The 13494-nt window shown below is 39.9% G+C and carries 12 protein-coding genes; 5 read left to right on the top strand and 7 right to left on the bottom strand.

All coding sequences use genetic code 11. The features are described from left to right. Positions 1 to 177: 177 nt before the first annotated feature. The gene (locus E2I05_RS05355) at positions 178 to 1011 is read right to left on the bottom strand and encodes a PKD domain-containing protein (RefSeq protein WP_121853565.1); all 834 of its coding nucleotides are present in this window, start codon (positions 1009 to 1011) and stop codon (positions 178 to 180) included. 100 nt (positions 1012 to 1111) lie between these two features. On the opposite strand from E2I05_RS05355, the gene E2I05_RS05350 reads away from it, so the two are divergent. Continuing rightward, positions 1112 to 2581, top strand: coding sequence for an ISKra4 family transposase (locus E2I05_RS05350; protein WP_133309465.1), 1470 nt, complete (start codon positions 1112 to 1114; stop codon positions 2579 to 2581). A 10-nt stretch (positions 2582 to 2591) separates the two neighbouring features. On the opposite strand, the gene E2I05_RS05345 is transcribed toward E2I05_RS05350, so the two are convergent. Beyond that, positions 2592 to 4829, bottom strand: a complete 2238-nt coding sequence (locus E2I05_RS05345; protein WP_121854185.1) for a choice-of-anchor B family protein — start codon at positions 4827 to 4829, stop codon at positions 2592 to 2594. Positions 4830 to 5019: 190 nt separating this feature from the next. On the opposite strand from E2I05_RS05345, the gene E2I05_RS05340 reads away from it, so the two are divergent. Genes E2I05_RS05340 through E2I05_RS05325 form a run of 4 tightly spaced genes read left to right on the top strand, consistent with a single transcriptional unit; the run spans position 5020 to position 8014 of the window. Then, positions 5020 to 5841 carry an MbnP family copper-binding protein gene (locus tag E2I05_RS05340; protein WP_121854184.1) on the top strand — a complete coding sequence of 274 codons (822 nt, stop codon included), beginning with the start codon at positions 5020 to 5022 and terminating at the stop codon, positions 5839 to 5841. Next, positions 5838 to 7034 carry an MbnH family di-heme enzyme gene (locus tag E2I05_RS05335; RefSeq protein WP_121854187.1) on the top strand — a complete coding sequence of 399 codons (1197 nt, stop codon included), beginning with the start codon at positions 5838 to 5840 and terminating at the stop codon, positions 7032 to 7034. The genes E2I05_RS05340 and E2I05_RS05335 overlap by 4 nt, the downstream gene beginning before the upstream one ends. A 47-nt stretch (positions 7035 to 7081) precedes the next feature. Continuing rightward, a complete protein-coding gene (locus E2I05_RS05330; protein WP_121854183.1) occupies positions 7082 to 7348 on the top strand; it encodes a hypothetical protein in 267 nt (88 codons plus the stop codon). A gap of 39 nt (positions 7349 to 7387) precedes the next feature. Continuing rightward, on the top strand, positions 7388 to 8014 hold the full coding sequence (locus E2I05_RS05325; RefSeq protein ID WP_121854182.1) for a DUF2785 domain-containing protein: 627 nt from the start codon (positions 7388 to 7390) through the stop codon (positions 8012 to 8014). On the opposite strand, the gene recO is transcribed toward E2I05_RS05325, so the two are convergent. The 5 genes from recO to lepA form a co-directional block, all read right to left on the bottom strand. Next, on the bottom strand, positions 8007 to 8699 hold the full coding sequence (recO, locus tag E2I05_RS05320; protein ID WP_121854181.1) for a DNA repair protein RecO: 693 nt from the start codon (positions 8697 to 8699) through the stop codon (positions 8007 to 8009). The genes E2I05_RS05325 and recO overlap by 8 nt on opposite strands. Before the next feature lie 46 nt (positions 8700 to 8745). Further along, the gene (gene era / locus E2I05_RS05315) at positions 8746 to 9753 is read right to left on the bottom strand and encodes a GTPase Era (protein WP_121854180.1); all 1008 of its coding nucleotides are present in this window, start codon (positions 9751 to 9753) and stop codon (positions 8746 to 8748) included. After that, positions 9750 to 10430, bottom strand: a complete 681-nt coding sequence (gene rnc, locus E2I05_RS05310) for a ribonuclease III (RefSeq protein ID WP_121854179.1) — start codon at positions 10428 to 10430, stop codon at positions 9750 to 9752. The genes era and rnc overlap by 4 nt, the downstream gene beginning before the upstream one ends. A 1-nt stretch (position 10431) precedes the next feature. Next, the gene (gene lepB / locus E2I05_RS05305; protein WP_121854178.1) at positions 10432 to 11343 is read right to left on the bottom strand and encodes a signal peptidase I; all 912 of its coding nucleotides are present in this window, start codon (positions 11341 to 11343) and stop codon (positions 10432 to 10434) included. A 265-nt stretch (positions 11344 to 11608) separates the two neighbouring features. Further along, positions 11609 to 13399, bottom strand: coding sequence for a translation elongation factor 4 (lepA, locus tag E2I05_RS05300; RefSeq protein ID WP_121854177.1), 1791 nt, complete (start codon positions 13397 to 13399; stop codon positions 11609 to 11611). Positions 13400 to 13494 lie beyond the last annotated feature (95 nt).

Raw genomic sequence — 13494 nt, 5'->3', positions numbered from 1 at the left:
CTTGCATAAAATAACCAATTTATCGCTGCAAAAACAATCACGAAAGATCAACAGACCCTAACACAAACCTTTTGTGTTAGTTCGCCCCAAGGGGCGAGGAATTAAGCCCTGAGTGATGCAAGGTATTGTATCGGCTAACCGAAACAATACCAATCAATTAGATAATGAGAGCTAGGATTAATTTCGTCTTCTTACCAATAGCAACATTGATATCAGCAACCAACTTAGTGCACCTCCCGAACTCGATTGTCCTTGCAGCTCAGATGGAGGGGATGTCGTTACTATTTCTGTTACATTTACCCTCACCTCGGCTGTTGAGGTCGCGCCAAGAGTATCCGAAACCATGACTTCGAAAATAAGCACTGTGGTTTTATTTGGCGCCACGAAACTCGCAGTGTCTTTATCATTGTTTGAAAGACTGACATTATCGCCACTCTTTTGAGACCATTGGTAAGATAAAGCTTGGTTTTCCGGATCAGTTGCGTTTGCAGATAAAGTCACCGAACTCCTTCCTGAAACATCTTGGACTGCTGATACTGTCAATTGAGGTGCTTGGTTTTCTACAGCAATAACTGAGATATTAACCTGAGCCCTAATCATTGCATTAAAGCTATCTGTTACAGTCACTTCAAAAGTTAATTCTGATGAGGTTTGCGGAGCAACAAATGAAGTTGTTGCGCTGTTGCTTTGGGCTAACTCAACCGTTTCACCATTGACTTGCCTCCATTGATAGGCCAGGGCATCGCCTTCAGCATCTGTCGCAGACGCAGTTAAGCTCACTGTTTCACCAGCATTAACACTTCTGTCGTCACCAGCTGAAACAACTGGTGCAGTATTCGCTCTATCGTTGTCGATTATTTTTATCGTTGAATCTCCACCGCTAATTACGCTGTCATCGACACTTTCTAACACAACAGCAAATTGCTCCTCATTTTCCCTAACTTCATCTTCGATAACTGAAACAGTAAGGGTGTAGATCTTTTTGATCGACGAAAACCATGAAAAGATCATTAATTATCAATTGGATGGGTTTAATAAATGGTGCGAAAGGAGCAATTTTATAGTACTTATCAGTTTCCACACACAACAAGTATATAAAAAGGCTCCTTTCATGAAACTAGCATACTCAAACTCACTCGAATTTTCATTCTTTTCTGAAGCCAAATTGCAATTTGAACGTATTATTTCGCACCTCGAAGACGAGCAAGTTAAGCAAGAGAGCCATGGAGAAGTTGAAGCTTATATCGATACCGAAGGAACTGAGTTGTTGCGGTGTTTATTACAGGGTTTCTTAGATATCAAAACCGCTGAAGAGCCCCGTCAGCAAGTTTGTTCCAACCGTGACATTGCATTGAATCATTTGAAAAATAACTGCAAACGAAACTTAGAAAGTTTATTTGGTACCGTAACGATGCATCGAAAAGGTTACAGTCAACGTCGGTGTGATAGCGTGTTTCCAATGGATGGTGAGCTGAATCTTTCGAAAGATAAATACTCTGATGGTGTACGCCTAAGACTCGCTACAGAAGCAGTCAAAGGCTCATATGATGATGCAGTAAGCTCAATAGATACCACCACAGGTGCGCACGTGCCCAAGCGACAAGCAAGGCAAATTGTGCAGGATATTGCACAAGATTTTGATGGTTTTTATCTCCAGCAGAGATACCTTAAGCCAGAAAATACATCTGATTTACTGGTATTGACTATGGATGGAAAAGGCATCGTTATGCAACCTAATAGCTTGAGAGAGGGCACGCAAAAAGCAGCGAAACAACAGAAGCTCAAAGGACGCCTAAGTGCTGGAGAAAAAAAAGACCGCAAACGAATGGCAGAAGTTGCAGCGGTATACACCACCAAGCCTTTGCATCGTACCCCAGAATCAATCATGTCTAGAAACGATAATTCAAATGTTCGTCCATTACGTGTGCCACCAAGAAATAAACGTGTGTGGGCAAGCGTAGAAAGAAGCGCTGCGACTGTGATTGAAGAAGCATTTTTAGAAGCTCTGGAACGAGACCCAACTCAAAGCCGTCAGTGGGTTGTACTCGTTGATGGTCATCCTCATCAGCTAAAACAAATTTATCGGGTGATGAAGAAACTCAACATCAATGCAACGGTGGTCATGGATTTCATCCATGTGCTTGAATATCTCTGGAAAGCGGCGTGGTGCTTATTTGAAAAAGATGATCCAGAAGTCGAAGATTGGATAGAAAAGCGAGCGACTGAAATCTTACGAGGTAATGCGTCACAAGTAGCAAAAGGCCTTGGGATCAGTGCAACAAAACGGAAATTAAAACAACGAGAAGGCATTAATAAGTGCATCGGTTATCTATTGAGAAATAAATCAAGATTAGAATACGGTAAAGCGTTAGAGCAAGGTTTCCCAATTGCTAGCGGTGTCATTGAGGGAGCTTGTCGTCATCTGATTAATGATAGGTTGGATATCACTGGAGCGAGATGGAGTCTTGAAGGTGCAGAAGCTATATTAAAACTTAGGTCGTTAAGATCGAGTGGTGATATTGAAAAGTATTGGGAGTATCACAAAAAGCAATCCAAACAGAGGTTATACAGATGTGGATAACTTCGTCGTTTTAAAAGACCCACACCCAAACAGTAATTGTCTTTAGTTGATTATCACCATCACTCCATTCAAGTTCACCTGATACTTCAACCACATCTTCACCAACGCTAGCCGTTCCGCTTTGCAAGTGATAATTAACCTTGACCGATCCCGAGCTACCACCTGTTCTGGCCACTTTAACCGATACGCTTCCATCACCTTCATTAACGACATTGTCATTGCCTAAGAAGCTGATAGTTCCGGCTTGAATAGGGTTTACGCCAACTTTTAAGGTGTGATAACTAGGAGAGGTTAATGTCAATCCACCTTTGGGATCGAATAATCTTACAAATACGAGTAATTCCTTATTTTTACCACTGTCCAAACTTACTAATTCAATGGACTTTGCCCTATTATCTCCCGCTTCCCAATTAAGTCGTCCTGATTGAGGCTGAAAATCAACGTCACTTTCTGCTGAAGCCGCTAAGGTTTCATAGCCGACACTCACCGCACCACGGCCTTCAGGTCGCTGTATGGTTAACCTTGCTGTATTTCCCGGTATGATTAGAGATTCTTTACGTTCAAAACTGACTGAGCCGGATGAGCTAGCTAACGTGTTATCTTTTAAAATATATAAACCGCTATTTATATCACTCGCAATAATAAGCCCAGAGGGTAAATATGGATAAACTCCCCATACACCATTAAACGCGTTACTGTCTGATGCAGGATAAGTATCAAAATATCCAATATGCTTAGGATCGGCTGCATCTGATATATCTAAAACCGTTACACCACGCTGATAGTTTGACATGTAATAACGATTTCCTCTTACAAAACCATTATGATCAATAGCTTTTGAAGGACCTGTCCATGTTTTTACTAACCTCGGGGTTTGTAAATTGTTTATATCAAACACACGTACTGTGGTATTTAATCCGTGATTTTGTTCATCCAGCTCATCATGCACAAAAACATATTGTTTATCTTCACTCCACCAGCCCGAATGAACGTAAGACGCATTCTGGTATGTAATGTTAGACAATTCATCTACTTGAGTTGGATCACTGATATTCCAAATCCGCATTTCCTCTTCATTAAAGTCAAATAAAACTGCACAAGAAGCTGAATTACAATCACTTTCAGCTCTAGCTCCTTTAACAAGCATTGAGCTAGCATCATGTGTATAGAAAGAACGCGGATTTCCAGAGCGGGCGTATTGGATTTGCAACTTACTTGGATCAGCCAAACTATAATTTCTAAATTCACCTCCGCCAACATTTTGTCCTACTAAATGTAAAGAAGGTGAAGCACCTTCTAATGCAGTGTTGGTCGTATAGTCAACATTACTTATATAAACATTATGAGCCCTTAAGCTCGCTTTATCTGTATTGAGTTTTGAAACTGAATCAGGAAGTTGGCTTAAATCAATAATATGTATATAGTTTGAGCCTTCCGAGCCAACATAAGCATTAGCTTTCCAACTTAAGCTGGCTTCATCAAACCATTGGTAAACTTTAATATCTCGCCAGCTTGTTGATGTTCCAGTAATAAAACCAACTTCTCTAGGACTCTCTGGGTCTTCAAGACTCACCACTGAAGTACCGTTCCTCAAACCTATAATGGCATACTCTGTGCCAGTATTAAGATCAACGTGTCCCCATATATCATTGGCTGAAGGCGGATTTGATGAAAAATCCCCTAACGACATATGTGAGACTAAATCAATATTGCTACAGTTAAAATTACCCGCTTTACCATCAACACAGCTTGTTTTGCGGTGACTGTTCTGTAGATCAGCATGATTTTTTAGCCTATCTTTCAACCTAGCACCGTATCGAGCTATACCGTCATTAACAACATGGAAGCCACTATTACGCAAATCATCGACAAATTCTTCAGGTACGCCTATTAACGTTGTTGAGTTCAACTGCGGTGCTTGAGAAAGGAAATGATCGTAACGATTATACCCCCCTAGAACTGGCACAATCTTGCTGGTCATCAAAAATACGTCTTCGACATCATTTAGGCGGTATTCCCCACCAGCGACCAAAATCTTATCTCCCTTATTGGCGTGATTAACCGCATAGGTAATAGTTTTACAGGGTCGTAATGGACTATCACACCGTCCAATATCTTTTCCATTTGAATCTACAAAGCGAGCTTTGTCATGTTCAGAATGAGCCAAAACACGTGAAAGGTTTGCATCAAGGCAAAAAAGTGAAAAAGCCAAAAATGAGAAACGAAAAATAGAAGAAATGACTTGCATAAATAAAATTCCCTGAGCAATAGCACTGAACCATCGCTCTGATTATTTTGGCGATTAGTCAGTAAATCCGTTTTACAACTAACATAATGGTCAATATATTAATATTCAACTTTTTTATAACAATTTGCTTGTCATTTTTTTTATAAGCAGATATTTATACATTCATAATAAATACAAAAAGGCTTTAAATATGCTTTGTTGCTTTGGGGGTTCATCAGCTTTTCGTCTAAGACCTCATTATCTTTTTTTTAACTTCTTTGTGATTTTTTGCTCCTTGTTGCTGAGTTCTTGCAAACAAACTGGATCTACTCTAAAAGTCAGGCTGATGTGGGATCAAACTCCAATCAGTTGCGCAAGCATTTTACCCATTGAAAGTAAGTGGACACTTAACCAAATTCAGTTCTACCTGAGTGAGTTCAAAAACAACGGCCAAAGCTTACCTTTAATATCAAAAAATAATCATCACCAACAGTCATCAATTGCTCTGATCGGCAGCCCATGCAACGGAGAGAAAAACACTCAAAACGCAAATTGGAATCTATATTTCAACAATGAGATTGAGGAAGGAACATTCAGCTTTACGTTAGGCGTGCCTTTTAAAATTAATCACCTCAATCCACTTAAACAATCAGCTCCATTAAACCAAAGTGATATGTTTTGGACGTGGCAACAAGGGCATAAATTTTTAAGAATTGATCTTGGTAAAGGAACAAAAGATCCAAAAACATACTATCAAACAGGCTGGCAATTTCACCTTGGTTCTACAGGGTGTAAAGCCGAAAGTATATTGCGTTCACCTAAAACTCCATGTCGATACCCTAACCAAATCCATTTTAGTTTTGATTATCAGAATCAATCTTCTCTGGTGTTTAACCTCAAACCACTTTTAGCGCCAATACTCACCAATCCAGAAATGAGTAGAACTTCTTGTATGTCGAATATGACCTCAAATACCTGTCGCCAATTAGTTAGCTCGCTACAGTTGGATGAAGGGGTATGGCAACTCAAATGAACTCTTTAAACTCCAAATTTAAGCTAGTCTGTTCTCTTAGTTTTCTTTTTATATTGCTAGGTTGCCAGCCAGACAAAGCTTCAAAAGAAACGACTCAAGAAGCTTATGCTTGGGAAATTCCAGACGGATTCCCTAAACCTGCAGTACCGAAAGCAAACCCCATGTCTGATGCAAAGGTAGAGTTAGGACGCTTCCTTTTTTATGATAAGTCCCTTTCAGCTAATCAAAAACAAAGCTGTGCAACTTGTCATATACAATCATTAGCTTTTGCTGAACCTAAAGTCACATCAACAGGAAGTACTGGCCAACATCATCGACGTAATTCTCCTGCATTGGTGAATATTGCATATAATAAAACCCTAACTTGGTCACATGATGGGATTACAACACTCGAACGACAAATTTTACTGCCTATCTTTGGTGATAATCCAATAGAGCTTGGTGTGAGTGGAAATGAACAGATGGTATTAAGTCGTTTTAAACGAGCCCCATACCCCAAACTTTTCGACGCCGCATTTGCGAGCCAAAATGTAAAACCGACATTCACCAATATCACCCAAGCATTATCAAGCTTTGTTCGAAGTTTAATTTCTTTAGACACAAAGTTTGATAAATACGCCTATCAGCAACAAGATGAAGCATTAACGCCGGATGAATTAGTAGGGATGAACTTATTTTTTTCAGAGCGACTAGAATGTCATCATTGTCATGGTGGGTTCAACTTTACTCAATCCACCACTCATGAAAAACAACCTCTAGATAGACGACCGTTTCATAATACTGGTCTTTATTATACCGAGCGTCCCGATTTTGTATTAACTCAACTTGATCAACAAGGTGTCAGTAAAGGTTATCCTCAAGTAGATACTGGATTAGCCGAAGTAAGTGGCAACTTTTTAGATGATGGGAGGTTTAGAGCGCCAACTCTTAGGAACATTGCTTTAACTGCGCCATACATGCACGACGGCAGCATTGCCACTCTTGAAGAAGTCATTGATGTATATGCTGCAGGTGGACGTAATATTACTTCCGGAAAATATCCGGGTGATGGAAGGCTGCATCCGCTCAAAAGTCCTTTTGTGAAAGGTTTTGAATTAACTAAGAAAGAAAAAGAACAACTTATTGAGTTTCTTCATACACTCACTGACCTAAATTTTATACAAAATCCTAAACATAAAAACCCATGGCACTAATGGACTTATAAGACTACAACGTTTTCAATAATGATAAGGACAATCGAATGAAAATAACTTTTGGGGTATTACTCATAACCCTATTGTTCAGCACAGTAACACAAAGTAAAGAGGTTATTAATGCAAATTCGGCAAGTGAAAAATGCGATAATAACAATGCCTTCGTCAACGAGCTTATAGCGCTTAAAAAGAAAAACTTCGAATTAAAAAATAATGATAAGAAACAAAAATTATCTATATTTTTACTCAATTGCTTAGCCAGTCCAAAACCCCAAATTAGAGATGGGGTTGCTTACTCAGCACTAAGCCAGTGATTAAGAGCCGATGAAATCAACAAATCAACTCAACTGGATATGTTTAATTTCCTCATTAATACGTTAAGCTCAGAAGTCAATGATTCACATGGTGTTTATAAATCTTTTTCTGCATTAGTACTTGCTGAGGTTGTTCGCGTAGACCGTAAGTCACCTTACCTAACTGCAGAACAAAGATTGCTTGCTGTTAAAACAGCCGTCCAGTATTTAAATAGTATCAATGATTATCGAGGTTTTGATGACACTGTAGGTTGGCGGCATGCTATCGCACACGGCGCTGACTTGATGTTACAACTCATGCTGAATCAGCAAGTAGAAAAGAACAGCCTAGACGAAATGCTCACTGCGTTGGCTAACCAAATCACACCACAAAATGGGCACTTCTATATTTACGGTGAGCCTGAACGAATTGCACGGCCTATTATTTATACCTTTTTAAGACAACAACACACACTTGCTGAATGGGACTTTTTTATTGCTAAAATCAGTAACCCTGAACCCTATCGAAATTGGAATCATGTATTCAAAAGCCAGCAAAGTTTAGCAAAATTACATAACACCAAAAGCTTTTTATTTTCGCTGTATGCCAATATCAAAAATAGTAAAAACGAGACATTAAAAAAGATGGTTCCAGCGATAGAAGCCGCTATGAAAAGAATTAACTAGCTGGTTTATTGCGTGATGTTAAAAACAATTGTCGACTCAATAGTGTTTTTTGCCCAAGTAAAGGTTTCAACATCTCCCTCATTAGAAATTTAAGCTCTTTAAAGTGAGCAGGTTGGATGTTGTTTTCTCGTAAAGCTATTAAGCTTTGACCTGAAAAGCTGCTTTCAATTTTAGTGTTTAAGCAAGGACTAAAGCCTTGCTCGGAAATAAACCGATAATAAATATCTTCTTCGAAAGGATCTCTATTTTCATCAAACTGCAAGCTTGGCATTGCACCTAACTCTTGCAATAAATGATATTCAAAAAGACGCAATTGGCTCTGACAAAATTCAGAAGCCATTTGTAACAAGGTTCGATGATAAATCTGAAATAACTCTGTTGCATCATGATGAATCGACAAAACGCGCACAGTCAGCTCATTAAGATACATGCCTGAATATAAGGCTTGGCCTGATAGTGGGACTGCTGGAGCAGCGGCCTCGATCTGCCCCAATGTTTTTAGTTCTGAACGACCGGAAAGCGTAAATATAAGCGGTTGAAATGGCTGTAGTACAGATTTAATTGAACGTTTGCCACTACCTAAGCGAGCTACGGCATCCACTCTGCCCTTTCCATCGACTAGCAAGTTAACTAAAGCTTTCGATTCTTGAAAAGGACGGTGATGTAAAACGTAACCTCGCTCCATTGGCGTTATTTCCTAGTTGTTTTGCAGCCTATGCTGATAGAATTTGTTATTCTTCACCGTAACCTAAGCTACGGAGAGCGCGTTCATCATCAGCCCATCCAGATTTTACCTTTACCCAAACTTCTAGGAATACTTTATTATCAAATAGAGTTTCCATATCCAATCGAGCCTGAGTCGCAATCGTGCGAATGCGTTCGCCTTTATTGCCAATGACCATACGCTTCTGGCCTTTTCGCTCCACAAGAATGAGCGCATTGATGTGGTAAACACCATTTTCCATGAGCTTAAATTGCTCGATTTCAACGGTAGCATCATACGGCAGCTCGTCACCCAAAAATCGCATCAATTTCTCGCGTACAATCTCTGAAGCCATAAACCGTTGAGAACGATCGGTCACATAATCTTCAGGAAAGAAGTGAGGACAAGCTGGTAGTGCTTCATTAGCAAGCTCTAAAATACGTTCAACATTGGTGCCGTTTTTAGCTGAAATAGGCAATATTTCATCAAATTTTGCTTTAGTTGCGATTTGTTCAAGATACGGAAACAGAGCTTCTTTATCTGTAATATAATCAACTTTATTAATAGCTAGCACGATTTTACGGTCGAGCGCTTCTGCACCACGTGTAAGCTTTTGCAAGACCATTTCATCATCTGCGGTCCAGTTCATTCCATCAACCACAAACACTACCATGCAAACGTCAGCTAACGAACTCGATGCGGCTCGGTTCATCAATCGATTAATCGCACGACGTTCTTCAATATGTAGCCCCGGAGTATCAACAAAAACCGTTTGTCTCGGCCCATCAGTATGAATGCCCATAATACGATGACGTGTGGTTTGCGGCTTTTTAGACGTAATACTGATTTTCTGATCCAGTAAACGATTCAACAAAGTTGATTTACCTACATTAGGACGACCAACAATGGCGACCATTCCACAAAAAGTTTCGTCATACTGTACCGCTTGTGGAGAGGTTTTATTTATACTGGCTAGTAGTTCATCGAGGCTAGGTTCTACAGCTGAGGTTTCTGACGATTTTTGGTTACTACTCATTTAGCTAACAGCTCCAACATTTGAGCCGCAGCATTTTGTTCTGCTTTACGGCGAGATCCGCCAACTCCGATAACGGGTTGACCGACTTTTTCTATTTTACATTCAACAGTGAATGTTTGATCGTGTGCTTCACCCTTAATTTTCTTGACCCTATAGTCTGGGAGTGGCTTTTTAAGCCCTTGAAGATGTTCTTGAAGCAAGGTTTTAGGATCTTTTTGATTTACATTTGGCAGTATCTCTTTCAAACGCACTGCGTACCAGTCTAAAAGTAGTTGCCTGATAGTTTCGAGATCTGAGTCTAAATAAATGGCACCTATAATAGCTTCCACAGCGTCCGCTAGAATTGACTCTCTGCGAAAGCCACCGCTTTTCAGTTCGCCTGGGCCCAAATGCAAATACTCACCCAATCCGAACTCTTGACCTATCACAGCCAATGTATCGCCACGAACAAGCGTTGCTCGCATCCGGCTCATGTCACCTTCTGTTGCCTTAGGAAACTGATGATATAAAGCATCAGAAATCACAATAGATAAAATTGAATCACCTAAAAACTCAAGCCGCTCATTATGCTTGTGGCTAGCACTTCTATGAGTCAAAGCTTGGGTTAACAGTTTATCATTCTTAAATTTGTACCCTAAAGTACGTAACAAACGATCGTTATTTTTCCACGATTTCATACTACACAATTCCGCCTACGCGATTAAATCGAACACCTGTTGGTATCCAAGTCGGCAATAAATCAGCTTCCGTGCGCTCAAATTCAAAACTTATCCAAATTGCTACTGCTTTACCCACTAAATTAGCTTCAGGAACAAATCCCCAAAAACGGCTATCAAGGCTATTATCTCGGTTATCGCCCATCATGAAATACTGGCCTTCAGGTACAACAAACTCATAAGACTTAGTTCCAGCTTGTCTAAGGTAGGCCTGAGTCATTTCACGGCGCGATGGGTTAATCAGGATATCATGATTAACATCACCCAACTGCTCTTCATAACGCAACATCGCTACACCGTCTTGGTTAAATTCACCACGGTTGAGTTCATCAGTATGGACTACTTCAGCCTTCGGGCAATCGGATTTATCAACACAAGCTTTAACAATTGAAAGGTGTTTATTACGATAAATAATTTTATCACCTGGCAAACCAATCACTCGTTTAATGTAATCAACTTTTGGATCTACTGGATATTTAAATACAACGACATCACCACGTTTTGGCTTACCTGTTTCAACAAGTTGGCTTCGCCATACAGGATCTTTTAAGCCATAACTGAATTTTTCAACCAAGATAAAATCTCCAACCAGCAAGGTTGGCATCATCGAACCGGAAGGGATTTGAAAAGGTTCATAAATAAACGAACGCAAAACCAGAACAAAGGCTATTACCGGAAAAATAGAATGTGCTGTTTCCACTACCGCAGGTTCACGAAGGATTTTTTCTTTCGCGTCATCATCTAAGCTTTGCTTCGTTTCAGCCAATGCTAAAGCTTGTTTACGTTTTGGTGCGAATGCGAATGCATCTATGGCCCAAATAATACCGGACACTAGAGTAATAATCACAAGAATTAGTGAAAAATAAGCTGCCATCGTATTTTTTACTCCTGGCTGTTAATTACAATATTTAATAAATTGAACATTTTATTTATACATACTGTGGATGTTCATTATCAACGAAGGTTCAAAAACAAATGTAACTAAGTATGAGTATAACAAAAACTTAGTCGCTGTTAGGTTTTGATTAAATAACAAGAACCGCCGCTAAAATATTTGCTTTAAAACTTTATCGACTCTCTAAATGCTAAAGCGCCACAAAATGCGGCGCTTTACAACTCAATAAAGTCAACTTCTGCGTTTACTCATTCAGTTTTAACACAGCTAAGAAGGCTTCTTGTGGCACTTCGACATTACCCACTTGCTTCATGCGTTTCTTACCATCTTTCTGTTTTTGTAGTAGCTTCTTCTTACGAGAAACATCACCACCGTAACACTTTGCAGTTACGTCTTTACGCAGTGCTTTAACGGTAGAGCGTGCAATAATTTGGCTACCAATAGCAGCTTGAATGGCAATATCAAACATTTGCCTTGGGATCAACTCTTTCATCTTATCCACAAGAGCCAAGCCTTTGTGACGAATGTTCGTTCTGTGAATAATCATAGCAAGAGCGTCAACGCGATCGCCATTGATGAGTACATCTAAACGCACCATGTCTGCGGCTTCAAAACGGACAAAATTATATTCAAGCGACGCGTAGCCACGGCTGGTTGATTTTAATCTGTCGAAGAAATCCATCACAACTTCTGCCATAGGAATTTCGTAAGTAATCGCAACTTGATTACCGTGATAAACCATATTTTTTTGTACGCCACGTTTCTCAATGCAAAGTGTAATAACGTTGCCTAAATATTCTTTAGGCACAAGAATATTAGCTTCAACGATAGGTTCACGAATTTCTGCAATATTATTAATCGGTGGCAGATCGGACGGATTGTCGACATAAACAACTTCACCATTGTTTTGTTCAACTTCATAGACAACTGTTGGTGCTGTAGTGATCAAATCAAGATTGTATTCACGTTCTAAACGCTCTTGAATGATCTCCATGTGCAATAAACCTAGGTAACCAATACGGAAACCAAAGCCGAGTGCCGATGAACTTTCAGGCTCATAAATCAAAGAAGCATCGTTCAAGCTAAGTTTACTTAAGGCATCACGGAAGTTTTCGTATTCATCCGTGGATATTGGGAATACGCCAGCATAAACCTGTGGTTTAACTTTTTTAAAACCGGGTAACGCTTCTGTCGCACCATGTTTCGCGTGGGTGAGTGTATCACCAACAGGCGCGCCATGAATCTCTTTCAAACCAGCAATAACATAGCCCACTTCACCAGTATTTAACTGCGGCATATCGGTTTGCTTCGGCGTGAAAATACCAACTCGGTCAGCATTATGAGTTTGACCTGTCGACATGACTTTGAATTTGTCACCCTTCTTCAGTACACCATTTTTGATACGTACTAAAGAGACAACACCTAAGTAACTGTCGAACCAAGAGTCAATAATTAAAGCTTGCAGTGGCCCATCTGGATCGCCTGTTGGAGCAGGAATATCTGAAACAATATTCTCTAAAACGTCATCGATACCAATGCCCGTTTTTGCAGAGCATCGAACGGCATCAGCCGCTTCAATACCAACAATATCTTCAATTTCGTCTGCAACGCGTTCAGGATCAGCCTGAGGTAAGTCAATCTTATTTAAGATGGGTACAACATCTAGATCCATTTCTAATGCTGTATAGCAATTAGCGAGTGTTTGGGCTTCAACACCTTGTCCTGCATCGACAACTAATAATGCCCCTTCGCAAGCGGCAAGCGAGCGTGATACTTCATAGGAAAAGTCAACATGACCCGGTGTATCAATAAAGTTTAACTGATAAGTCTCACCATCTTTCGCTTTATAATCAAGTGTGACACTTTGTGCTTTAATTGTGATGCCGCGTTCACGTTCAAGATCCATTGAATCCAGCACTTGAGCAGCCATTTCGCGGTCAGTTAAACCGCCGCAATGTTGAATAAGGCGATCTGACAAAGTTGATTTGCCATGATCGATGTGGGCGATAATCGAAAAGTTTCTAATTTGTTTCATTATGCTGCTGTGATCTGCTGTATTTTAAGTATGAAAATGAACGGGCTCAAAAAGTGGTGAATTGTACCTGATTGTTTGACAGATACCAATTCATA

Origin of the sequence: Parashewanella spongiae, assembly GCF_004358345.1 — a bacterium.
Lineage (GTDB): Bacteria > Pseudomonadota > Gammaproteobacteria > Enterobacterales > Shewanellaceae > Parashewanella > Parashewanella spongiae.
Note: the sequence above shows the minus strand (reverse complement) of the source record. Positions and strands in the feature narration are given on the sequence as shown.

Excerpts from the sequence above, each read along its gene's own strand:
- E2I05_RS05330 (WP_121854183.1), top strand. The coding sequence starts at position 7,082 with ATGAAAATAACTTTTGGGGTATTACTCATAACCCTATTGTTCAGCACA.
- E2I05_RS05355 (WP_121853565.1), bottom strand. The coding sequence starts at position 1,011 with ATGATCTTTTCATGGTTTTCGTCGATCAAAAAGATCTACACCCTTACT.
- lepB (WP_121854178.1), bottom strand. The coding sequence starts at position 11,343 with ATGGCAGCTTATTTTTCACTAATTCTTGTGATTATTACTCTAGTGTCC.
- lepA (WP_121854177.1), bottom strand. The coding sequence starts at position 13,399 with ATGAAACAAATTAGAAACTTTTCGATTATCGCCCACATCGATCATGGC.
- rnc (WP_121854179.1), bottom strand. The coding sequence starts at position 10,430 with ATGAAATCGTGGAAAAATAACGATCGTTTGTTACGTACTTTAGGGTAC.
- E2I05_RS05350 (WP_133309465.1), top strand. The coding sequence starts at position 1,112 with ATGAAACTAGCATACTCAAACTCACTCGAATTTTCATTCTTTTCTGAA.
- recO (WP_121854181.1), bottom strand. The coding sequence starts at position 8,699 with ATGGAGCGAGGTTACGTTTTACATCACCGTCCTTTTCAAGAATCGAAA.
- E2I05_RS05345 (WP_121854185.1), bottom strand. The coding sequence starts at position 4,829 with ATGCAAGTCATTTCTTCTATTTTTCGTTTCTCATTTTTGGCTTTTTCA.
- era (WP_121854180.1), bottom strand. The coding sequence starts at position 9,753 with ATGAGTAGTAACCAAAAATCGTCAGAAACCTCAGCTGTAGAACCTAGC.
- E2I05_RS05335 (WP_121854187.1), top strand. The coding sequence starts at position 5,838 with ATGAACTCTTTAAACTCCAAATTTAAGCTAGTCTGTTCTCTTAGTTTT.
- E2I05_RS05325 (WP_121854182.1), top strand. The coding sequence starts at position 7,388 with ATGTTTAATTTCCTCATTAATACGTTAAGCTCAGAAGTCAATGATTCA.
- E2I05_RS05340 (WP_121854184.1), top strand. The coding sequence starts at position 5,020 with ATGCTTTGTTGCTTTGGGGGTTCATCAGCTTTTCGTCTAAGACCTCAT.